This window comes from Salipiger sp. IMCC34102, from assembly GCF_004145405.1.
Taxonomy (GTDB): Bacteria; Pseudomonadota; Alphaproteobacteria; order Rhodobacterales; family Rhodobacteraceae; genus Loktanella.
Window position 1 is genome coordinate 295,329 of sequence record NZ_SELQ01000004.1, and the last position, 20,949, is coordinate 316,277.

Here is a 20,949-nt window from a genome sequence, read left to right on the forward strand (position 1 = left end):
GCGCATGCAACCCTCTGTCATCACGGCCGTTCTGGGCCCCACCAACACCGGCAAGACGCATCTGGCGATCGACCGGATGCTGGGCCACCGCACCGGCGTCATCGGCCTGCCGCTGCGCCTGCTCGCGCGGGAGGTCTACGACCGGCTGGTGAAGGCGCGGGGGCCCGGTGTCGTCGCACTGGTCACCGGCGAGGAGCGCATCGTGCCGCCGCGGGCGGCTTACTGGGTCTGCACGGTCGAGGCGATGCCCACCGGCATGGGCTGCGATTTCCTGGCCGTGGACGAGATCCAGCTTTGTGCCGATCCCGAGCGGGGGCACGTCTTCACCGACCGTCTGCTGCATGCGCGGGGGCTGAAGGAGACGCTCTTCATGGGGGCGGAGACGATCCGGGGGGCGATCAACGCGCTGGTGCCCGGGGTGCAGTTCGTCCACCGCGAACGGTTCAGCACGCTCACGCACACGGGCTCCAAGAAGCTGAGCCGGATGCCCGCGCGCTCGGCGATCGTGGGATTCTCGGTCGAGAACGTCTACGCCATCGCCGAGCTTCTGCGCCGTCAGAAGGGCGGGGCGGCGGTGGTGATGGGCGCGCTCTCCCCCCGCACGCGCAATGCGCAGGTGGAGATGTACCAGAACGGCGACGTCGACTACCTGGTGGCCACGGATGCGATCGGGATGGGGCTGAACCTGGACGTGAAGCACGTGGCCTTCTCGGCCACGGCGAAGTTCGACGGGACGCGCATGCGGGAGTTGCGCCCCGAGGAGCTTGCGCAGATCGCGGGGCGCGCGGGGCGGCATACGGCGTCGGGCACTTTCGGCGTCACCGGCGAGGCGCAGGAGCTGGACGAAGGCACGGTCGAGCAGATCGTGACCCACCGGTTCCAGCCGGTGAAGAAGCTGATGTGGCGCAATGCGGATCTGCAGTTCGGGTCGGTGAAGCGCCTGTTGCAGACGCTGGAGAGCCGGACCGAGAACGACTGGCTGACGCGGGTACGCGAAAGCGACGACCTGGCGGCCCTCCGCGCTCTCTCCCAGGATCCGCTGATCACCGCGCGGGCGCACGACGGGCCGTCGGTGCGGCTGTTGTGGGACGTCTGCCGGATCCCCGACTTCCGCGGCATCAGCCGGGGGGAACATGCGAGCCTGCTCACGCGTATCTATCAGGACCTGCACCAGTGGGGCCACATCGACGAGACGTGGTTCGCGCTGCAGGTCAAGCGGATCGACCGCGACGACGGCGACATCGACACATTGTCGAAACGTCTCGCCTATATCCGCACCTGGACCTACGTGGCCCAGCGCAAGGGCTGGCTGCGCGACGATTTGCACTGGCGCGACGTGACCCGCGCTGTAGAAGACCGACTGTCGGACGCGCTTCACGGTGCGCTGACCCAACGATTCGTGGACCGGCGCACCAGCGTTCTGCTGCGCCGGCTCAAGCAGAAGGAGAGCCTTGTGGCTGACGTGAACGACAAGGGCGAAGTGACCGTCGAGGGTGAATTCATCGGCCGGATCGAGGGCTTCCGGTTCCGCATGGACAAGGCGGCCTCGCCGGACGAGGCGAAGACGCTCCGGCAGGCCAGCGTGGCGGCCCTGGTGCCCCAGTTCCATCTGCGTGCGGACCGGTTCTACAACGCCCCCGACACCGAGATCGACTTCACCGAGCAAGGCGGGTTGATGTGGGGCGAGCAGGCGGTGGGCAAGCTGGTGAAGGGGGGCGATCCCCTCAAGCCCGCGGTGACGGTCTTCGTCGACGACGAGGCGGGCCCGGACGTGGCCCAGAAGGTGCAGCGCCGCCTGCAGCACTTCATCGACCGCAAGATCGCCGCCGCGATGGAGCCGCTTCTGGCGCTCAAGTCCGACGAGACGCTGACCGGCAGCGCCAAGGGCTTCGCGTTCCGCATGGTCGAGCATTTCGGCATCATCACCCGGGGCGAGGTCGCCGACGAGGTGAAGGCGCTCGACCAGGAGGCGCGGGGCACCCTGCGCAAGCACGGGATCCGTTTCGGTCAGTTCACGATCTTCATGCCGCTCCTGCTCAAGCCCGCGCCGACGCGGCTTCGACTGGTGCTGTGGTCGCTCGACCGCGGCCTCGATACGTTTCCCGAAAGCCCGCCGCCCGGCCTGGTGACGGTGCCGGCGGAATCGGGCGTGCCGCAGGGCTACTACACGATGGCGGGTTACCGCGCGGCGGGCGCACGGGCGATCCGCATCGACATGCTGGAACGCCTGGCGGACCTTCTGCGCGACCGCGATTCGCGGGCTGGGTTCGAGGCGACGCCGGACATGCTCTCGATCACGGGCATGACGCTGGAACAATTCGCGGACCTGATGACCGGCCTGGGCTACAAGGCCGAACCGGGGCAGCGTCCGAAGGTGAAGCCCGCGAAGGCGGCGACGCCGGACGAAAAGCCCATTCCGCAAAAGGACGACGAGCCCGATCCCGCGCCGGTGCCGGAAAAGCCCACGAAGGTGCCGGGCGATGCGCCCACCGACGTGCCGCCCGCGAACCCCACCGCCGGGGCGGCGATCGGGGACGTGGCGACCGGCATGGTGGAAGGCGAGGACGCCGTGAGCACGCAGGCCGCCTCTGCCAGCACCGAGGAGTCCGAGGCAGGCCCCGGGGCCGCCATCGGCGATGCCGCGACCGGCATGGTCGAACAGGGCACGACCGACGAGACCGCGCAGGAGATGGAAAGCTTCTACACCTTCACCTGGGGCGGCCGTGCGGCGCGCAAGGACCGCGCCCCCGCAGCAGGAAAGCAGCGCCCCGCGAAGGGCGCGAAACCGACCGGGCAGGGCCGTGGCAAGCCGCAGAAAAGCAAGGGCGAGAAGCCGCAGACCTTCGCTGCCAAGCCCAAGCGGCCCGAGAAGCGGATCGACCCCGACAACCCCTTCGCCGCCGCCCTGTCGGGTTTCAAGCCCGAGTGAGCGAAGAGACCATCCGGCTCGACAAGTGGCTGTGGCAGGCGCGGTTCTTCAAGTCGCGCAGCCTGGCGGCGGGGGTCGTCTCGGCCGGAAAGGTGCGCGTGGACGGCACGCCCGTCAGCAAACCCGCCCGGGTCGTGAAGCCCGGATGCGTGCTGACGTTTCCTCAGGCGGAGCAGGTGCGAGTGGTCAGGATCCTGGCCTGCGGCACCCGGCGCGGACCGGCGCCAGAGGCGCAGGCGCTCTACGAGGACATGTCGCCCGAGCCCATCGCCCGCCCCGGCGCGCCGCGCTACGACAAGGGCGGACGCCCCACCGGCAAGGATCGCCGCGACATGCCGTCCAAGGGGGCCTTGCCGCTTGAATGACCCGCGCGCTTGGCCTATCCCGGCGCCGACATTGACCGACGGAATCTCCGCATGACCTATATCGTCAACGACAATTGCATCGCGTGCAAATACACCGACTGCGTCGAAGTCTGTCCCGTGGACTGCTTCTACGAGGGCGAGAACATGCTGGTGATCCATCCCGACGAATGCATCGATTGCGGCGTCTGCGAGCCCGAATGCCCCGCCGACGCGATCCGCCCGGACACCGAGCCGGACATGGAAAAATGGGTCGAGTTCAACCGCAAGTACTCGGAAATCTGGCCGGTCATCATCACCAAGAAGGACCCGCTGCCCAATGCCGACGAGATGGACGGCAAGGACGGGAAGATGGAGCTCTTCTCGGAAGCGGCAGGCGAAGGCGGCTGAGCACGCAGCGATCCATGACGGGGCTTTCGCGGCGCCCCGTTTTGTGATATGACTGTCACAATGCTGCTGATTTGACCCGACAATTGCTGCCCTGACCCTCGTGGGATTCGTCCTGCGGGGTCTTCTGCGGTCCGGGTCATGGAAAGGATCGCCATGAGCAAGAAGAAGAAAGACTTTCAGCCCAACGACTTCGTGGTCTACCCCGCGCATGGCGTGGGCAAGATCGTGTCCGTCGAAACGCAGGAAGTCGCCGGATTCGAGCTGGAGCTCTTCGTCGTGTCCTTCGAGAAGGACAAGATGACGTTGCGGGTCCCGACCCACAAGGCGACCGACGTGGGCATGCGCCCCCTGTCCTCGCCCGAGGTCGTGAGCAACGCGATGAAGACGCTGCGCGGCAAGGCCAAGGTGAAGAAGGCCATGTGGTCGCGCCGGGCGCAGGAATACGAGCAGAAGATCAACTCGGGCGACCTGATCGCCATCGCGGAGGTGGTGCGCGACCTGCACCGCGCGGACGACCAGCGCGAGCAGAGCTATTCCGAGCGGCAGCTTTACGAGGCAGCGCTCGAACGGCTGACGCGCGAGATTGCGGCCGTGGCCGGCAACGACGAGAAGGCCGCCGCGGAAGAGATCGATTCGGTTCTGGTGGGGCGCGCGGCCTGAGCAAGGCCCGTCCGACCAGGGAGGGGGAAGGCCGCGTTTGGGAGGACGCGGCCTTTTCATTTGCGTGCGGGGGATGGCAGGGGCGCCTTCGGGCCTCTTCGGCTTTGGGCCTCGGGGGCAGGCCGTGGCGCGGGGTGAGAGTGCGGATGCCTCCGGCGTGAGAATTTGGCAAAAAGCGAGGAGGCCGGCGCTTCGGGGCGGCGCGTGGTGCGCGCGGCGGCCGGGGGAGCCTCCGGCGGGAGTTTATCTGGCCAGATGAAGGGCGCGCGCTGTTCAGAGCGCGCGCCAGCCGATGTCCCGGCGGCAAAAGCCCTCCGGCCAGTCGAGGGCGTCGACCAACGCGTAGGCGCGCTCGTGGGCCCGGGCCAGCGTGTCGCCCCGGGCGGTGAGGGCAAGCACGCGGCCGCCGGTGGCGAGGACGTGCTCCTCGCTGCGGGTGGTGCCGGCGTGGAAGGCCATGTGGAAACTGTCCTCGGGGAGGTCTTCCAACCCCTTGATTTGGGTGCCCTTCTCGTAAGCGCCGGGATAGCCGTTCGCGGCCATGACCACCGTCATCGCGTGGTCGTCGGCCCAGTGCACCTGCTGGCCGTCGAGGCGGCCTTCCGCGCAGGCCTGGATCAGGTCGAGCACCTGGCCACCCAGCCGCATCATCAGGCACTGGCATTCGGGGTCGCCGAGGCGGACGTTGAATTCCACGAGGCTGGGGGCGCCGTCCTCGATCATCAGGCCGACGAAGAGCACACCGGTGAAGGGCGTGCCCCGGCGGGCCATCTCCGCCACGCAGGGGCGCACGATGCGGGCGAGGGTCGCCTCGGTCACGGCGTCGGTCATCACCGGGGCGGGGGAATAGGCGCCCATGCCGCCGGTGTTGGGGCCGGTGTCGCCGTCGCCCACGCGCTTGTGGTCCTGCGCGGTGCCGAGCGGCAGGACCGTCTCTCCGTCGCAGAGCACGAAGAAGGAGGCCTCCTCGCCGCGCAGGAAATCCTCGATCACCACCTCGGCCCCGGCGGTGCCGAACTGGCCGCCCATCATGTCGTCGATGGCAGACAGCGCCGCGTCGGTGGTTTCGGCCACGACGACGCCCTTGCCGGCGGCCAGACCGTCGGCCTTGACGACGATCGGGGTGGGGCGGTCGCGGACGTAGGCCTTTGCGGCCTGCGGATCGGTGAAATGGGCGTAGGCGGCGGTGGGGGCATCGCAGGCGTCGCAGATCGCCTTCGTGAAAGCCTTGGACGATTCCAGCCGTGCCGCGGCGGCGGAGGGTCCGAAGACGGCGAACCCGGCGGCGCGCAACTCGTCGACGATCCCCGCGACGAGCGGCGCCTCCGGTCCGATCACCACGAGGTCGATGGCGTTGTCGGCGGCGAAGGCGGTCACCTGCGCGCCGTCGCAAGGATCGAGGGCCGCGGTTTCGGCGAGGTCCGCGATGCCGGCGTTCCCGGGGGCCACGATCAGCCGGTCGCACTTGGGGTTCTGCTTGATCGCCCAGGCGAGGGCGTGTTCGCGCCCGCCGGAGCCGAGGATCAGGATGTTCATGGGCCGCCCCCTGTTGGCCTTCGGTCCCGCGCGTTCTAGGGTGCGGCGCAGTCTATCACAAGGCATCGACATGGATCTGTTCGAGGACGCGAGCGCGGACAACGTGCCGGAATTCTCGGTCTCCGAGATTTCGGGGGCGGTGAAGAAGGCGATCGAGGGCGGCTTCGGCCACGTGCGCGTGCGCGGCGAGGTGGGACGCGTGTCGCGGCCCCGGTCGGGGCATGTGTACCTGGACCTCAAGGACGACCGGTCGGTGCTGTCGGGAATCATCTGGAAAGGCCGCGCCCAGGCCCTGCCGCAGCAGCCCGAGGAGGGGATGGAAGTCGTAGCCACCGGCAAGCTGACGACCTTCCCCGGCCAGTCGAAGTACCAGATCATCATCGAGGACATCGCCCCCGCCGGGGCCGGGGCGCTGATGGCGATGCTGGAGAAGCGCAAGGCGGCGTTGGCCGCCGAGGGGCTGTTTGCCGCGGAGCGCAAGCGGCCGTTGCCCTATTTGCCGGAGATCATCGGCGTTGTCACATCGCCCTCGGGGGCCGTGATCCGCGACATCCTGCACCGCCTGCAGGACCGGTTCCCGCGCAAGGTGCTGGTCTGGCCCGTCGCCGTGCAGGGCGCGAAATGCGCGCCGGAGGTGGCGGCGGCGATTGCCGGATTCAACGCGATGACGCCGGGCGGGGCGCTCCCCCGGCCCGATCTGCTGATCGTGGCGCGGGGCGGCGGATCGATCGAGGATCTGTGGGGGTTCAACGAGGAAGTGGTCGCGCGGGCGGCGGCGGCCTCCGAGATTCCGCTGATCAGCGCGGTGGGGCACGAGACCGACACGACGCTGATCGACTTCGTCTCGGACCGGCGGGCGCCCACGCCCACGGCCGCGGCGGAGATCGCGGTGCCGGTGCGCAGCGAGTTGCGCGCGATGCTGGATCAAAGCGGTGCGCGGATCAGCCGGGCGGTGGCGGCGGGGCTCGATCTGCGCGCGCAGCGGTTGCGCGACCTCGGCCGGGTCCTGCCGCAGCCCGATGCGCTGTTGCAGGGACCACGGCAGCGGCTGGATTTCCTGGCCGAACGCCTGCCGGGGGCGCTGCGCGCGGCGGCGTCGAAGAAGCGGGTGCGCCTGGCGGAGGCGGGGCTGAAGCCGGGCCTGTTGTCCCGCGGCCTGTTCGAGGAGCGGCGACGGCTGGACGGCTGGGCGGCACGGCTGGACCCGGCGCTGCGGCGGCGGCTGGACAGCGCCCGGCGGGAGCTGACGCAGCGCCGTCTGCCCTTGCCCGACCTGGGACCGTCCGGCGTGCGGCTGGAGTCGCTCTCGAAGCGGCTGTCGGACCTCGCACGGCGCGATCTGGAGCGGCGGCGGGACCGGCTGACGGCGCTCGACCGGGTGCGTGAATCGGTGGGCTACAAGGAGACGTTGAAGCGCGGCTACGCGGTGGTGCGGGCGGACGGACGCGTGGTCGTCTCTTCCGACGGGGTCCGCGATGCGCAACGGGTCGAGATCGAGTTCGCGGGCGACGACCGGATCGAGATCCAGGGCGATCCCCAGGGGCGTCTGTTCTAGAAACGCGATAACAGCAGCGGGTCGTCGCAGACCAGGGGTGCGGTGTCCTGCGCCTCGACCAGCGTGAGGCCGGTGAGCGTCGAGGTCACGCGCAAACCGTCGTCGGTCAGCGCGACGTCCCAGCATTTGGGCCATGGGTCGGTGTCGTAGGTAAAGCAGATCTCGTCGTCGCGGGCGAACCATGTGCCGGTCTGGCAGGTGCCGGGCGTGGCGGACCACAGGACCTGTCGGTCGGGCCCGTAGCGTTCGACGCCGAAGATCTCTCCATCCGGGCCGGTGAAGGCGAGCGTGCGGCCCGTGACGTGGGCGGCGAAAGCCTCTGCCGTGACGGGGTCGGCCCGGGCGGGCAAGGCCGCGAGCAAGAGAAGGGCGGCAAGCCTCATGTCAGGGCGCGGACGCGCTTGTCCATCACCCGGCGCCAGAGCGGCGGGATCATCGCCAGCGTCGCCATGGCGGGCAGGCTGCGGGGCAGAACCGGCGCGCCGTCCTCGATCGTGAGTTCGGGGTAAGGGCGCGCGGGATGGGCGTGGTGGTCGGAATGGCGCGGCGCGTTGAGCATCAGGGCGCCCGAGAACCACTGCGGCGCGTTCCAGCTATGCGCGGCGCCGACCGGCTCCGGCTTGCCGCTTTCGCGGATCTTGCGGGTCAAACCGTAGTGCTGGACGTAGTCGGACAGCATCAGCTGCACCTGCGCGTAGGCCGCGATCGCAAGATAGGCGGCGAAGCCCGCCGGTCCCCCGAGGGCGAGGGCGGCAAGGCAGAAGGCAAGGCTGCCGGCGACATACTGGACATAAGGATTGTGCCAGCGGCTGCGCCCGATCCGGTCGAGCCTGGCACGCTCGGCCCGCAGGCCCGCGCGGAAGGCGCCGCCCCAGGCGCGAGGCACGTAGGACCAGAAACCTTCGCCCAGTCGCGCGGTGGCGGGATCGTCCTCGGTCGCCACGGCCCGGTGGTGGATCAGCACATGCGCCGAGGAGTGATGCCCGTAGAGCATCGAGATGAAGACCCAGCGGCCCAGAAGGTGCAGCGGCCGCGCGCCGCGATGGATGAGCTCGTGCGCGTTGGAATTGCTGACCTGCCCGAAGTAGAGCCCCGTCGCCACGATCAGTCCCAGGGATCCCGCAAGCCCGAGGTCCCCGTGACCCACGGCGCGCACGACCAGCCCCAGAAGGGCGAAATGCGACAGCGCCAGCACGACCGACAGGCTGTCGGCGGCGGGGAACTCCACCCCCTCCCAAGGAGGGGTGACGATCCGCACGAGTTGGTCGAGCAGGTAGGTCAGGCCGGTCATGTAGACCAGGACCGCCACGATCCAGGCCCCGCCCGAAAGGGCGGCTGTGGCCAGAAGCGGCACCGGGATCAGTGTCGCAAACGTGAAGAGGAGCATTGCGCGCATGGGATCGTGTAACAGACGCAGGCGTCGCTTGTCGCGGGCGAATGCGCGGGCGCGACAAAGCGCGTCAGGGGACTGTCGCGGTGCGCGATGCGTCGCTTTTGCATGGTGACGGCAGGGGCAGGAGGTTAGGGTGCGCCCAGGCGAACGAAAGGTGCATCATGGCAGCGGACAAGGGTGTCTGGAAGGGTGGCAAGGGCAAGGGGCGCAAGACCCCCAAGGGCCGCCAGATCGAGGACCAGGCCTGGGAGGAGGTGCGCGAGCTGCTGGGCGACCGCCCGCGCCGCGCCGATCTTCTGATCGAGCATCTGCACCTGATCCAGGACACCTACGGCTGTTTGTCCGCCGCACACCTGCGCGCGCTGGCCCACGAGATGCGCCTGAGCCAGGCGGAGGTCTACGAGGTGGCCACGTTCTACGCCCATTTCGACGTGGTGAAGGAGGGGGAGACGCCGCCGCCCGCGCTGACGATCCGGATCTGCGAGTCGCTGTCGTGCGAACTGGCCGGCGCGCAGGCGCTGAAACAGGCGCTGCAGGACGACCTGCCCGCCGATCGGGTGCGGGTGGTGCGCGCACCCTGCATGGGGCGCTGCGATACGGCACCCGCGCTGCACCTGGGCCATTACTCGGTCGACCACGCCACCGTGGACAAGGTCCGTGCGGCGGTCGAGGCAGAGAAGACCCACGCGGAGATCCCCGTTTACGAAGCGCTCGACGCCTACCGCGCGCAGGGCGGCTACGACGCGCTGCTGCGCTGCCGCGAAAGCGGGGACTGGGAGGCGGTGCAGGCCCGGGTGGCGGAGTCCGGCCTTCGGGGGCTGGGCGGCGCGGGGTTCCCGTCGGGCCGGAAGTGGGGCTTCGTGCGGGCCGAGCCGGGGCCGCGCTACATGGCCGTGAACGGCGACGAGGGCGAGCCGGGGACCTTCAAGGACCGCTGGTATCTGGAACGGACACCGCATCTCTTTCTCGAAGGGATGCTGATCGCCGCCTGGGCGGTCGAGGCCTCGCGCGTGTTCCTATACATGCGCGACGAATATCCCGCCGCGATCCGCATTTTGCGCGACGAGATCGCGAAACTGGTCGAGGCCGGAATCGTCGAGGCGGGCTACATCGACCTGCGCCGCGGGGCGGGGGCTTACATCTGCGGCGAGGAATCCGCGATGATCGAAAGCATCGAAGGCAAGCGTGGCATCCCGCGCCACCGACCGCCCTACGTGGCGCAGAAGGGTGTCTTCGACCGACCGACGCTGGTGCACAACGTCGAGACGCTGATCTGGGTCGCCCGCGTGATGCGCGAGGGGCCGGAGGTGCTGTCGGGGGTCGAGAAGAACGGGCGGCGCGGCTTGCGGAATTACTCGGTCTCTGGACGGGTGGCGCAGCCCGGGGTCTATCTGCTGCCCGCGGGCTCTACGATCCGCGACGTGATCGCGGCGGCGGGCGGCATGGCCGAGGGGCATGCCTTCAAGGCCTATCAGCCGGGGGGGCCGTCCTCGGGGCTGCTGCCCGCGTCGCTTGACGACGTGCCGCTGGATTTCGACACGCTGCAGCCGCACGGGACCTTCATCGGCTCGGGCGCCGTGGTGGTGCTGTCGGACCGGGACAGCGCGCGGGCGGCGGCGCTGAACATGCTGGAGTTCTTCGCCGATGAATCCTGCGGGCAGTGCACCCCCTGCCGGGTCGGCTGCGAGAAGGCGGTGAAGCTGATGCAGGCCGACCGCTGGGACCGCGACTTGCTGGAGGATCTGAGCCAGGTCATGGTCGATGCCTCGATCTGCGGGCTGGGTCAGGCCGCACCCAACCCGATCCGGCTGACGATGGCACATTTCCCCGACGAGATCTGAGCGGAGGGAGGCCGGGCGCGCGCTCAATGGCGCGGGCTACCGGATCGGGTCCGGGGCGGGGGGCTGCGGATCAGTTCGCGTAGACCGCGCAGGCGCAGCCGCGGCGGCGGGCTTCTATGCAGATGGCGTTGGCGGAGCGGCTGTCGTCCGCGCCGACGCGCGCCATGTGATACCCTTGTTGCCCCGAGACCCGATTGCGCACGAAGACGATGTCGAGCGGTGCCGCGCCCCGGTCGAAACCGCAGGCCCGCGTGCGCCGGTCGTAGGAGGCCCGCGCCTGCGCCGGGCTGCGCCCGAAGGCCAGTTGCGCGCCCCAGGGCTTCACGACCTGCTTGGGCGGCGGATAGGCGGTGAAACGGCGGTTCTGTGCGAGGTCGAGGCAGGCCTCCATGAAGGGCATGTCGCCTTGCAGTTGGAAGTCGTGGTCCTCCGGCGGGGCGTCGCGCCAGGTCTCGGCGGTGAGGCCGGTGATGATCTGGACGTAGTCGATGGTCTCGGGCATCAGGCCGCCGGTGCGGGCGATCAGCCCCTCGGCCCGGCGCTCGCCGCCGTTGTAGCCCACGGCGGCAAGGCCGACGTTGCCGTATTTCCGCGTCATCTCGGCCAGGTACTGAGCGGAGAATTCGAGCGCTTCGGCGGGGTTCAGGCTGTCGCGCAGCCCGCGCAGCTGGGCGGTGGAATCGATGAACTGCGCGATGCCGCGGGCGTCGGCGGGCGACAGCGCGTTGGGATCGAACCGGCTTTCCTGCCAGATCAGCCGGGCGAAGAAGCCGCGGGGAAGGGCGCCCTGATCCGCGAAGACCTGGATCGCCTGGCAGGTGTCGTAGGCGAAATGCGCCGCGCGGATGCACTGGACCGGACCGAAACGCCCGCTGCTGCACTGGCGATGGGGCCCGTCCTCGGCCCCGATCGGGGTCTGTGCGGCGGCAGGTCCGGCGAGCAGCAGAAGGAAGGCGATCAGGCGCAGCATGGCCGAGTTAGAGGGGCTGGGACGCCAGGCGTCAACCGCCCCGGCGCGCGGCTCCCTTTTCTTTGACCGGGGTTGCGACTAGCTAGGGGGGAACTGCAGGTCAGGTCGGACGCGATGGCATTTTTCAAGAAACTGAAGGACCGGATGTTCCGGTCATCCTCGAAGATCGACGAAGGGCTGGACGCCGTGGTGCAGGATGGCGGCACGGAAGAACCGGTCGAGGCGCCCGCGCCGGTCGAGGAGGTCCCGCACCCGCGGCCCGCGCCGGAGCGCCCGCCGCAGGCTTCTCCGGCGCCGATCCCCTCGACGCCCGCCCCCGACGAGACGCCTGCCGCAACCGAAGCGCCCGCCGCGCCGCCCGCCGCGTCAGAGACGCCGCCGCCCTCCGCCCCCCCCGCGCCGCCGGCGTCGGCGCGCGAGACGGCACCGCGCGACAGCGCTCCGCGCGATCCGGTGCCGTTGGAGGTGCCCGCTTCGGCCGGGGAGCCCGCCAGGCCGTCCGGCCTGCTGGGCGGGCTGTTCCGCAAGCCGCAGGCCGCTGCACCCGTCGTGCGCCGGGTGCTCGACGACGAGATGGTGGAGCAGCTCGAAGAGGTGCTGATCGCCGCCGACATGGGCGTGGATACCGCCCTGCGCGTCACCGCGAACATGGCCGAAGGACGGCTTGGGCGGCGCGTTTCCACGCAGGAGATCAAGCAGTTGCTGGCCGACGAGGTGGCCCGCATCATGGAACCGGTCGCCCGCCCCATGCCGCTTTACGCGCACCGCCCGCAGGTGGTGCTGGTGGTCGGCGTGAACGGGTCGGGCAAGACCACGACCATCGGCAAGCTCGCCAGCCAGTTCCGGGCCGCCGGAAAGTCCGTGGTGATCGCCGCGGGCGACACCTTCCGGGCCGCGGCGGTCGAACAGCTGCAGGTTTGGGGCGAGCGTGCGGGCGTGCCAGTGATGACGGCGGCCCATGGCTCTGACCCCGCGTCGCTTGCCTGGGACGCGATGACCAAGGCGCAGGCCGACGGGGCGGACCTGTTGATGATCGACACGGCGGGACGGTTGCAGAACCGCGCCGACCTGATGGAGGAGCTGTCCAAGATCGTCCGCGTGATCCGCAAGAAGGACCCCGACGCGCCGCACAACACGCTGCTGGTGCTGGACGCGACGACGGGGCAGAACGCGCTGCAACAGGTGAAGGTGTTCCAGGAGCTCGCCGATGTCTCGGGCCTGGTGATGACCAAGCTCGACGGGACCGCCAAGGGCGGCGTGCTGGTGGCGCTGGCGGACAAGTTCGGCATGCCGATCCACGCCATCGGCGTGGGCGAGCAGATCGACGATCTGGACGCCTTCGACCCGCAGGATTTCGCCGCGGCGCTGGTGGGGCTGGACCGGGACTAGGCGCACGGCGCCAAACAAGGCTTCAGGAGAGACGATATGGCGGAACGCAAGATCAACGGTGTACTCAAGCAGGTGCTGGACCTTGGTCCGACGGTGATCTTCTTCATCGTCTACACCCGCATCGACGAACGCCAGTTCTTGATCGGCGGGACCGAGTATTCGGGGTTCATCGTGGCGACCCTGATCTTCGTGCCGGTGCTGCTGGTGGCGATGGGCATCCTCTGGGCGCTCACCGGCAAGCTGAGCCGGATCCAGGTCTTCACCGCCTTCATGGTGATCTTCTTCGGCGGGCTGACGGCCTGGTTCAACGACGAGCGGTTCTTCAAGATGAAGACCTCCATCGTCTACGGCTGCCTTGCGGCGATCCTGGGGCTGGGGCTATGGCGCGGGCGATCCTACCTGGAGTGGGTGATGGGAGAGCTCATTCCGATGCGCCACGAGGGCTGGATGCGGCTGACGCGCCGGATCGCGGCCTTCTTCGTCTTCCTCGCGGTGTTCAACGAGGTCCTGTGGCGGACTCAGTCCACCGACCTCTGGGTCAAGGTGGAAACCTTCGGCTTTCCCGCTTTGATGATGGTCTTCCTCGTGTGGCAGATCACCGCGCTGGAGCCCTACATGATCAAGGACGACGACGCCGCGACCTGAAGCTCTGTCATCGCAGTTCCTGCAGACCGGTGGAGCTGTGGCGCCCCGCACGGGGGCTGCCGGTGGACCGCCGGATGGTCTCGACGATGCGTGGGGGCAGGGGCACGGGAAAGCTCAGCCCCGCCCGGTCGCCGCGACACCAGCGCACGGTGGCGCGGAAGCGAAGGCTCAATACCTCGACCGTGACCGCGTCGGAGCGCCCGAGGCCGGTGAGCCCCGCAAGACGTGCACCGTTCGGGTTCACGTCCTGAATGATCCCCTGCTGGACGCCAATGCCGCGGTGGACCTTGACCGGGTAGTCCGTCGGAGATCGTCTGGGCCGAAATCGTTCGTTCATGGGCGGACCCCGCAGTGTGTTCCGCGTGGGCTTAACGGGGTCGGGTAAAGCCCCGGTTACGACGGCCGCAGGTCGAGGTGCAGCGCCTGGCCGGCACGGACCGCCGGACGGGCACCGACCTCTTCCAGCCAGCGGGAGAAGTGCGGCTTGTCGTCCAGGGTTTGCTGCTGGCCTTCCCAAAGCGAGGCCCAGCCCCAGCAGGCCATGTCGGCGATGGTATAGTCCGGCCCCGCGAGGTAGCGGGTCTGCGCCAGTTGAGTGTCCATCACGGTGTAGAGCCGGGCGACCTCGGAGCGGTAGCGGTCCTGGGCGTAGGGGATCTCGTGCCCCTTGTTCGGAGCGAATTTCAGGAAATGGTGCGCCTGGCCCGCCATCGGGCCGAGGCCCCCCATCTGCCACATGAGCCATTGGTCGACGGCGATGCGTGCGCGTTCGTTCGCGCCGCCGAACCGGCCGGTCTTGCGGGCCAGGTATTGCAGGATCGCGCCCGATTCGAAGATCGAGATGGGGGCGCCGTCGGGACCATCTGGATCGGTGATCGCCGGAATGCGCCCGTTCGGGCTGACCGCGCGGAACGCCGCCCCGTGCTGATCGCCCGCGGTGATGTCGACGAGATGCGTGGTGTAGGGCAGGGTGAACTCCTCGAGTGCGATCGAGATCTTCCAGCCGTTGGGCGTGGGCCAGTAGTAAAGCGCGATGGGGTCTTGCATGATCGGGATCCTTCGCGTGCTGCGGAGGGAGGACGCCTCCGGCGGGAGTTTATTTGGGCCAGATGAAGATGCGCCGGTGCGCCCCGGGGGGCAAGCGGGGATGCTTGACGCGCGGTCGACGGGGGCGTAACCGGGGCTGCGTGGGGATTTGATGCCGGATTGCGGACCACGTTAAACATGCCGCTAAAAGGGTGAGGGGCCAGCCCCGATGCCTGCGGCGTCGGGGTTTTTCTTTGCCCGGAAGGGGCCTGACATGACGACATATTCCAAGCGCACGCAAGCGATCCACCACGGCACCCGGCGGTCGGGCTGGGGAGAGGTGAGCGAGGCGATGTTCCTGACGCAGGGCTTCGTCTATCCCACCGCCGAAGCCGCCCAGGCGCGCTTCGAGGGCGCGGGCCCCGACGAGTTCATCTATGCCCGCTACGGCAATCCCACGGTGCGGATGTTCGAGGACCGGATGGCCGCGGCGATGGGCTACGAGGACTGCTTTGCCTGCACCTCCGGCATGGCGGCGGTGAATGGCGCGCTGACGGCGCTCTTGAAGGCGGGCGATCACGTGGTGGCGGCGCGGGCGCTCTTCGGGTCCTGTCTTTACGTGCTCGAAGAGGTCCTGGGCCGGTTCGGGGTGGAGATCACGCTGATCGACGGCACGGATCTGGACGCCTGGGCCGCGGCGATCCGCGACGACACCCGGTTGGTGTTCTTCGAGAGCATCTCGAACCCCACGCTGGAAGTGGTGGACATGGCCGCCGTGGTGGAGATGGCCCATGCCAAGGGCGCTCTGGTGCTTGCGGACGACGCGATGGCGACACCGGTCTTTTCCTGCGCGGCCGAGGCCGGGGTCGATATCGCCATCGTCTCGACCACGAAGCACGTGGACGGGCAGGGGCGGATGCTGGGCGGGGCGATCTGCGGGTCGCGCGAGCTGATCCGCGGCCCGGTCGAGACCTACATGAAGCACACCGGCGGGGCGATGAACCCGTTTACCGCCTGGACGCACCTCAAGGGTCTCGAGACGCTGGATCTGCGCGTGCGCGCGCAGGCGGCCAGCGCCGAGCGGATCGCGGCCTTCCTGGCGGACCACCGGCATGTGGGAAAGATGCGCTATCCCACCCATCCCGACCACCCCCAGCAGGCGCTGGCACAGCGGCAGGCGTCTTCGGGCGGGACGGTGCTCGCTTTCGAGGTGAAGGGCGGCAAGGGGCCGTGTTTCCAGATGCTCAATGCACTCGAACTGTTCACGATTTCCAACAACTTCGCGGACGCCAAGTCGATCGCCACCCATCCCGCGACGACGACCCACCAACGCCTGCCGCAGGAGCAGAAGGATACCCTGGGCATCTCGGACGGGCTGATCCGCCTGTCGGTGGGGTTGGAGGATGCGGACGATCTGATCGCCGACCTTTCGGCGGCGCTCGACGCGATCGGGACCTGAACCTGGTTTGGTGTCTTGGCGTCGGGGCGTGAATTCCTATCTAATGGGGTGGACGAAGGGCGGGGGACGGCCATGAACAAGATCACACGCGACGCGCCCGGACCGACCCGGGCGCAGGCCGAGGAAGCCTTGCAGCTTCTGCGCGACTGGGCTGCGCGGGCGGCCCCCGGCGAGGCGATCCCGCTCGACCCGGAGCTGGCGGACCTGGTGGAGGCGCCGCGTGCCTCCGACTACCCGGTGCTGGCACATGCCTACCCGGAGGATTTCAAGATCGACGCGGCCTATCGTGCGGGTCTGCCCGATCTGCAGAACGGCCCCACCAGCCTGATCCGCGGCGCCCGCACGGCGATCCAGCACGTGGGCATCTCGAACTTCCGGCTGCCGATCCGCTACCTCGCGCGGGCGGGGGGCGAGCGGACGCTGGAAACCTCCGTCACGGGCACCGTGAGCCTTGAGGCCGAGAAGAAGGGCATCAACATGAGCCGCATCATGCGCACCTTCTACGACTACGCCGAGGAGACCTTCAGCTTCGACGTGATGGCGCGCACGCTGGACAGCTACCTCGGCGATCTGGACAGCGTGGACGCGCGGCTGCAGATGCGCCTGTCCTACCCGATGAAGGTCGAGAGCCTGCGCTCGGGGCTGGCGGGCTACCAGTATTACGATATCGCGCTGGAGGTCGTCGACCGCGGGGGTGAGCGGCTTCGGATCGTGCACCTCGACTACGTCTATTCCTCGACCTGCCCGTGCTCGCTGGAACTGTCCGAACACGCGCGCCGGACGCGGGGGCAACTGGCCACGCCGCACAGCCAGCGGTCCGTGGCGCGCCTGTCGGCGGTCATCGCGCCGGACCAGCCGGTCCTGTGGTTCGAGGACCTGATCGAATTGGCCCGCGCCGCCGTGCCGACGGAAACGCAAGTCATGGTCAAGCGCGAGGACGAACAGGCCTTCGCCGAACTCAACGCCGCGAACCCGATCTTCGTCGAGGACGCCGCGCGCCTCTTCACCGAACAGCTGCGCGCCGATCCCCGCATCGGAGACTTCCGGGTCATGGCCAGCCATCAGGAAAGCCTGCACAGCCATGACGCGGTCTCGGTCCTGACCGAGGGGCCGACCTTCGCGGCCGTCTCGCTCGACCCGCGCACCTTCGCCACCTTGGCCCACGGGGCCTGATCCTCGCTTTTTCACCAAGTACTCCGGGGGATGCGCGGCACGCGACGGGGGCGGAGCCCCCTTTCGCGCCGCGCATCCCCGTGGGTTGGTCGATCGAAGGCCCTGCCGCACCGCCGTTACCGCGCATCCGCGCGGCACGATTACCGGCGCGGGGGCGGGCCTTGACAGGACCGGGGTCCGACGCCACGACATTGCGATGATCGACCTGCGCCCCGTCGGATACGTGATCGGATTGCTCGTCGCCACGCTGGGCGTGGCGATGCTGTTCCCGCTGGCGGCGGACCTGATCGCGGACAACGGGCATTGGCCCGTCTTCGCGGAATCCGCGATCGTCTGCCTGCTGACCGGCGGGTTGATGGCGGGGGCCTGCCAGAACGGCGTTTCGGCGGGCTTGACCTTGCGGCAGACGTTTCTGCTCACCTCTCTCGTCTGGCTGACCCTGCCAGCCTTCGGCGCGATCCCCTTCGTGATCGGCGCAACCCAGTCCAGCCCCACCGATGCGCTGTTCGAGGCGATGTCGGGTCTGACCACCACCGGTGCCACGGTGCTGGGCAACATCGAGGCGCTCCCCGCGGGCCTGAAGCTGTGGCGCGGGATCCTGCAGTGGCTGGGCGGCATCGGGATCATCGTGGTGGCGATGGTGTTCCTGCCGGAGCTGAAGGTCGGCGGCATGCAGATCTTCCGCTCGGAGGCCTTCGATACGATGGGCAAGATCCTGCCCCGGGCGGGTCAGATCGCCTCGGGGATCTCGGGCCTCTACGCCTCGATCACGCTGTCCTGCGGGATCATCTACTACGCGCTGGGGATGCCGCCGCTGGATGCCGCGACCCATGCGATGACCACGGTGTCCACCGGCGGCATGGCCAACAGCGACGCCTCCTTCGGGGCCTACGGCGGGGCGATCCACTACGTCGCGGTGTTCTTCATGTTCGCGGCGGCCCTGCCCTTCGTGCGCTACGTCCAGTTGCTGGGCGGCGCGCACCGGCCGCTTTTCACCGACAGCCAGATCCGTACCTTCGCGATCATCATCGCGGTCTGCGTGAGCGTCATCACGATCTGGGTCTGGAACCGCGAGGGGACGGCCTCGGAAATTGCCTTCCGCGAGGCGCTCTTCAACGTGACCTCGATCATCACCGGGACCGGCTACGCCAGCGCGGATTACATGCGCTGGGGGACCTTGCCCGTGGTGATGTTCTTCTTCATCGGGCTGATCGGCGGTTGCGCGGGCTCGACGGCCTGTTCGATCAAGGTGTTCCGCTACCAACTGCTCTTCGCCTCGATCAAGACGCAGATCCGGCAGATCCACAGCCCCCACGCGATCTTCGTGCCGCGCTATGACGGCAAGCCCGTGGGAGAGGATGTCATGAACTCGGTCATGGCGTTCTTCGTGGCGTTCATCTTGCTGCTGGGGCTGTTCTCGGTCCTGCTGGGGCTGACGGGGTTGGACTTCATCACCTCCGTTTCGGGGGCGGCGACGGCGCTGGCCAACGTGGGCCCCGGCCTCGGCGCCGAGATCGGGCCTGCCGGCAGTTTCGCGGGCCTGAACCCGGCGGCCAAGTGGCTGTTGACCACCGCGATGTTCATCGGCCGGCTGGAGATCATCGTCGTGCTGGTGCTGCTCAGCCGCCGGTTCTGGCGCGCCTGACCCGCACTCCCGCGCGGGCGGCGCCCGGGCCGGACGCCGCGCGCGGCGCCTTGGCTACCAGCAGCTGACCAGGACGGTGCTGTCGGCGGCGAGAAGCGTGATTTCTTCCGGCGGCATGAAGGCGAGGGTGTCGGTCGTCGCGGTCTCGATCCCCGTGGCCGCCAGGAAGGCGAGGATGCTTTCGGTGTCGACCGCGAAGCTGACGTCCTGCGGCAGGACCTGGGCCGCATCCGCCGCGCGCGGCAGAAGCATCCCCAGCACCGAGCCGGAGTTGTCGTAGACCGGGCCGCCCGCGTCGCCGGGGCGGGCGGGCAGCGACAGCCGCTTGAGGGTCTCCTCGCCCTCCAGCCCGCGGATGTCCGCAAGCCGCCCGAAGGTCAGCGTGGGCGCGGGCAGCACCCCGCCGTAAGGATAGCCCGCGACCGCGATCTCTGATTGCAGGCGCGGCACCTGGGTCTGGAAGGTGGCGTGCGACAGGGGGGCCAGTTCGGCGTCAGGGGTCAGCACCGCGAGGCCCAGCGCCTCGTCCCGGGCGCGGATCGTGGCGACGGTGTCGCCGTCGAGGGTGATCTCCTCGCAGGATCCCAGCGCGGCGAGCGCGGTCAGGACCGAGCCCGTGCCGTCGATGTAGAAGCCCGCGTTGGTGGCTTGCGGCTGGCGCACCTGCAGGCCTGCCACGAGGTCGACGGCCTGGTCCTCTCCCGGGCGGGCGAGGGCGGGGTCGAGCACCCCTTCGACGGGGGTGAAGCTGGCCTGCATCTCCTCGCGGATGCGGGCGAACCGGGCGCTGTCGTTCGCGGGCCAGACCAGCGCGAAGCCCTTGATTTGGCCGTCCTCCAGCGCGGCGGTCACGAAGGTTTCGTAACGGTCGTTGCTGCCGGTGATGGTGAACCCGTCGTCGCGGCGCGACCGCTCGCCTTCGGTGGGCACGATGGCGAGGGTCTGCAGGATCTCGTAGAGGCCGAAAAGCCGGTTCTGGTCGCCCTCCTGGCTGATCAGCAGGATCTGCGCCTCGAGGTCGTCGCCACGCGGACCGAAGCGGGCGAAGGGCGGTTCGTATTCGACGAACTCCACGGCCCCGGTGGGAATAAGCATCTCGATCCCGGCGGCGCTGTCGCGCACGCGTTGCAGGTTCATGCCGTCGAGCACCGCGTTGTAGGCCTCGATCAGCGCGGTGCGCTGGCGAGTGGTCAGCACGCCGGTGGGCTCCATCCCTTGCTGCAGCTGCCAGGCCTCCATCGCGGCACGGGTGCCGCGCCCGAAGGCGCCGTCGATCCCCGCGTCATAGACCCCGGCCCACCTGAGCGCCGTCTGCAAGGCGCGCTTGTCCTCGCCGCTCAGCGCCTGTTCGGAGACGCGGGCCTCCTGCACGGTTTCGTCCGGTAGCTCCGCGGGCGTGTCGATGGTGACGCGCGCGGGGCTGTCGCCCTCGGGCGGGGCGGCGTCAAGCTCGGAGACGGGGGTCGCGCCGGTGGCGCCGTCGTCCGCGGCCCGGGCGTCGGCATCGGGGTAGATCTGGGTGTCGAACCGGACGCCGTCGGTCAGGAAGGCGTCCCCCGGCGCGACACCGGACTGGCGCAGGGCGCGCAGGGCGGCATCCGCCTCGGCCCGGCTGGAGAACGGGCCCACGACCACAGCGTTCCAGCGCCCACCGGTGGAGAAACCGGCGATATCGTCCTGGCTGCGGTCGTAGACCTGGGCGCGGGTGATGGCGGCCTCGACGCTGGGTTGCGCTTCGAGCTGGATCCAGGTGGCCTCCTGGGCGAGCGCGGGCCCGGCAGAAAGCGACAGGCTCAGAGCGAGCGAACGGGTGGTACGTGTCATCGAACAAGGATCCCTGGTGAACGGCCTTTGAGGCTTTCAAGGGGTCTAGCAGTTCGCTTCGCCCGTGCAGCACAAATCGGCGTGTGATCGGGCCAAAGGACACGGGTTGTGACCCGATTGACCCTGTGCGCGCAGCCGCCTATTGCCTGACG

The 20,949-nt window shown here is 69.0% G+C and carries 18 protein-coding genes and 1 riboswitch; of the genes, 11 read left to right on the plus strand and 7 right to left on the minus strand.

Annotated elements, in window-relative coordinates; genetic code table 11:
- Positions 1-4: 4 nt before the first annotated feature.
- The 4 genes from EU805_RS11020 (at position 5) to EU805_RS11035 (ending at position 4,341) form a co-directional block, all read left to right on the plus strand.
- A complete protein-coding gene (locus tag EU805_RS11020) occupies positions 5-2,929 on the plus strand; it encodes a helicase-related protein (RefSeq protein ID WP_129764027.1) in 2,925 nt (974 codons plus the stop codon).
- Positions 2,926-3,294 carry an RNA-binding S4 domain-containing protein gene (locus EU805_RS11025; RefSeq protein ID WP_129764028.1) on the plus strand — a complete coding sequence of 123 codons (369 nt, stop codon included), beginning with the start codon at positions 2,926-2,928 and terminating at the stop codon, positions 3,292-3,294. Before EU805_RS11020 ends, EU805_RS11025 begins: the two co-directional genes overlap by 4 nt.
- 51 nt (positions 3,295-3,345) lie before the next feature.
- Positions 3,346-3,681, plus strand: coding sequence for a ferredoxin FdxA (fdxA, locus tag EU805_RS11030; RefSeq protein ID WP_129764029.1), 336 nt, complete (start codon positions 3,346-3,348; stop codon positions 3,679-3,681).
- Between the two features lie 153 nt (positions 3,682-3,834).
- Positions 3,835-4,341 (plus strand): CarD family transcriptional regulator, encoded by a 507-nt coding sequence (locus tag EU805_RS11035; RefSeq protein WP_129764030.1) that lies wholly within the window; start codon positions 3,835-3,837, stop codon positions 4,339-4,341.
- Positions 4,342-4,614: 273 nt separating this feature from the next.
- Here the strand turns inward: EU805_RS11035 and purD are convergent, their stop codons facing one another.
- On the minus strand, positions 4,615-5,877 hold the full coding sequence (purD, locus tag EU805_RS11040) for a phosphoribosylamine--glycine ligase (RefSeq protein WP_129764031.1): 1,263 nt from the start codon (positions 5,875-5,877) through the stop codon (positions 4,615-4,617).
- Between the two features lie 70 nt (positions 5,878-5,947).
- Here purD and xseA point away from each other — a divergent pair, with 70 nt between their 5' ends.
- Positions 5,948-7,432 carry an exodeoxyribonuclease VII large subunit gene (gene xseA / locus EU805_RS11045; RefSeq protein WP_129764032.1) on the plus strand — a complete coding sequence of 495 codons (1,485 nt, stop codon included), beginning with the start codon at positions 5,948-5,950 and terminating at the stop codon, positions 7,430-7,432.
- Here the strand turns inward: xseA and EU805_RS11050 are convergent.
- Positions 7,429-7,815, minus strand: a complete 387-nt coding sequence (locus tag EU805_RS11050; protein ID WP_129764033.1) for a hypothetical protein — start codon at positions 7,813-7,815, stop codon at positions 7,429-7,431. The genes xseA and EU805_RS11050 overlap by 4 nt on opposite strands.
- Positions 7,812-8,828, minus strand: coding sequence for an alkane 1-monooxygenase (locus tag EU805_RS11055; RefSeq protein WP_129764034.1), 1,017 nt, complete (start codon positions 8,826-8,828; stop codon positions 7,812-7,814). Before EU805_RS11055 ends, EU805_RS11050 begins: the two co-directional genes overlap by 4 nt.
- Positions 8,829-8,986: 158 nt before the next feature.
- On the opposite strand from EU805_RS11055, the gene EU805_RS11060 reads away from it, so the two are divergent.
- The gene (locus tag EU805_RS11060) at positions 8,987-10,666 is read left to right on the plus strand and encodes an NAD(P)H-dependent oxidoreductase subunit E (RefSeq protein WP_129764035.1); all 1,680 of its coding nucleotides are present in this window, start codon (positions 8,987-8,989) and stop codon (positions 10,664-10,666) included.
- A gap of 70 nt (positions 10,667-10,736) precedes the next feature.
- Here EU805_RS11060 and EU805_RS11065 read toward each other — a convergent pair whose 3' ends face one another.
- Positions 10,737-11,636 carry a lytic transglycosylase domain-containing protein gene (locus EU805_RS11065; RefSeq protein ID WP_129764036.1) on the minus strand — a complete coding sequence of 300 codons (900 nt, stop codon included), beginning with the start codon at positions 11,634-11,636 and terminating at the stop codon, positions 10,737-10,739.
- Between the two features lie 114 nt (positions 11,637-11,750).
- Here EU805_RS11065 and ftsY point away from each other — a divergent pair, with 114 nt between their 5' ends.
- Positions 11,751-13,025: a signal recognition particle-docking protein FtsY gene (ftsY, locus tag EU805_RS11070; RefSeq protein ID WP_129764037.1), complete on the plus strand. Its 1,275-nt coding sequence runs from the start codon at positions 11,751-11,753 to the stop codon at positions 13,023-13,025.
- A gap of 36 nt (positions 13,026-13,061) precedes the next feature.
- Complete coding sequence (locus tag EU805_RS11075; RefSeq protein ID WP_129764038.1) at positions 13,062-13,670, plus strand: inner membrane-spanning protein YciB; 609 nt, start codon at positions 13,062-13,064, stop codon at positions 13,668-13,670.
- Between the two features lie 7 nt (positions 13,671-13,677).
- On the opposite strand, the gene EU805_RS11080 is transcribed toward EU805_RS11075, so the two are convergent.
- On the minus strand, positions 13,678-14,007 hold the full coding sequence (locus EU805_RS11080; RefSeq protein WP_129764039.1) for a PilZ domain-containing protein: 330 nt from the start codon (positions 14,005-14,007) through the stop codon (positions 13,678-13,680).
- 56 nt (positions 14,008-14,063) lie between these two features.
- Positions 14,064-14,717: a glutathione S-transferase family protein gene (locus EU805_RS11085; RefSeq protein ID WP_129764040.1), complete on the minus strand. Its 654-nt coding sequence runs from the start codon at positions 14,715-14,717 to the stop codon at positions 14,064-14,066.
- A 130-nt stretch (positions 14,718-14,847) separates the two neighbouring features.
- Positions 14,848-14,925: riboswitch (SAM riboswitch) on the plus strand.
- Positions 14,926-14,970: 45 nt separating this feature from the next.
- Here EU805_RS11085 and EU805_RS11090 point away from each other — a divergent pair.
- The 3 genes from EU805_RS11090 (at position 14,971) to EU805_RS11100 (ending at position 18,973) form a co-directional block, all read left to right on the plus strand.
- On the plus strand, positions 14,971-16,155 hold the full coding sequence (locus tag EU805_RS11090) for an aminotransferase class V-fold PLP-dependent enzyme (protein ID WP_129764041.1): 1,185 nt from the start codon (positions 14,971-14,973) through the stop codon (positions 16,153-16,155).
- 72 nt (positions 16,156-16,227) lie between these two features.
- Positions 16,228-17,328, plus strand: coding sequence for a GTP cyclohydrolase FolE2 (folE2, locus tag EU805_RS11095; protein ID WP_129764042.1), 1,101 nt, complete (start codon positions 16,228-16,230; stop codon positions 17,326-17,328).
- A 196-nt stretch (positions 17,329-17,524) separates the two neighbouring features.
- Entirely contained in the window at positions 17,525-18,973 is a 1,449-nt protein-coding gene (locus EU805_RS11100; protein WP_129764043.1) for a TrkH family potassium uptake protein, read from the plus strand.
- Positions 18,974-19,027: 54 nt separating this feature from the next.
- On the opposite strand, the gene EU805_RS11105 is transcribed toward EU805_RS11100, so the two are convergent.
- A complete protein-coding gene (locus EU805_RS11105; RefSeq protein WP_129764044.1) occupies positions 19,028-20,797 on the minus strand; it encodes a trypsin-like peptidase domain-containing protein in 1,770 nt (589 codons plus the stop codon).
- Positions 20,798-20,949: the final 152 nt, after the last annotated feature.

What these genes read in the sequence shown, in the direction of transcription:
- EU805_RS11020 (WP_129764027.1), top strand. Translation starts at nt 5, where the DNA reads ATGCAACCCTCTGTCATCACGGCCGTTCTGGGCCCCACCAACACCGGC.
- fdxA (WP_129764029.1), top strand. Translation starts at nt 3,346, where the DNA reads ATGACCTATATCGTCAACGACAATTGCATCGCGTGCAAATACACCGAC.
- EU805_RS11035 (WP_129764030.1), top strand. Translation starts at nt 3,835, where the DNA reads ATGAGCAAGAAGAAGAAAGACTTTCAGCCCAACGACTTCGTGGTCTAC.
- purD (WP_129764031.1), bottom strand. Translation starts at nt 5,877, where the DNA reads ATGAACATCCTGATCCTCGGCTCCGGCGGGCGCGAACACGCCCTCGCC.
- xseA (WP_129764032.1), top strand. Translation starts at nt 5,948, where the DNA reads ATGGATCTGTTCGAGGACGCGAGCGCGGACAACGTGCCGGAATTCTCG.
- EU805_RS11050 (WP_129764033.1), bottom strand. Translation starts at nt 7,815, where the DNA reads ATGAGGCTTGCCGCCCTTCTCTTGCTCGCGGCCTTGCCCGCCCGGGCC.
- EU805_RS11055 (WP_129764034.1), bottom strand. Translation starts at nt 8,828, where the DNA reads ATGCGCGCAATGCTCCTCTTCACGTTTGCGACACTGATCCCGGTGCCG.
- EU805_RS11060 (WP_129764035.1), top strand. Translation starts at nt 8,987, where the DNA reads ATGGCAGCGGACAAGGGTGTCTGGAAGGGTGGCAAGGGCAAGGGGCGC.
- EU805_RS11065 (WP_129764036.1), bottom strand. Translation starts at nt 11,636, where the DNA reads ATGCTGCGCCTGATCGCCTTCCTTCTGCTGCTCGCCGGACCTGCCGCC.
- ftsY (WP_129764037.1), top strand. Translation starts at nt 11,751, where the DNA reads ATGGCATTTTTCAAGAAACTGAAGGACCGGATGTTCCGGTCATCCTCG.
- EU805_RS11075 (WP_129764038.1), top strand. Translation starts at nt 13,062, where the DNA reads ATGGCGGAACGCAAGATCAACGGTGTACTCAAGCAGGTGCTGGACCTT.
- EU805_RS11080 (WP_129764039.1), bottom strand. Translation starts at nt 14,007, where the DNA reads ATGAACGAACGATTTCGGCCCAGACGATCTCCGACGGACTACCCGGTC.
- EU805_RS11085 (WP_129764040.1), bottom strand. Translation starts at nt 14,717, where the DNA reads ATGCAAGACCCCATCGCGCTTTACTACTGGCCCACGCCCAACGGCTGG.
- EU805_RS11090 (WP_129764041.1), top strand. Translation starts at nt 14,971, where the DNA reads ATGACGACATATTCCAAGCGCACGCAAGCGATCCACCACGGCACCCGG.
- folE2 (WP_129764042.1), top strand. Translation starts at nt 16,228, where the DNA reads ATGAACAAGATCACACGCGACGCGCCCGGACCGACCCGGGCGCAGGCC.
- EU805_RS11100 (WP_129764043.1), top strand. Translation starts at nt 17,525, where the DNA reads ATGATCGACCTGCGCCCCGTCGGATACGTGATCGGATTGCTCGTCGCC.
- EU805_RS11105 (WP_129764044.1), bottom strand. Translation starts at nt 20,797, where the DNA reads ATGACACGTACCACCCGTTCGCTCGCTCTGAGCCTGTCGCTTTCTGCC.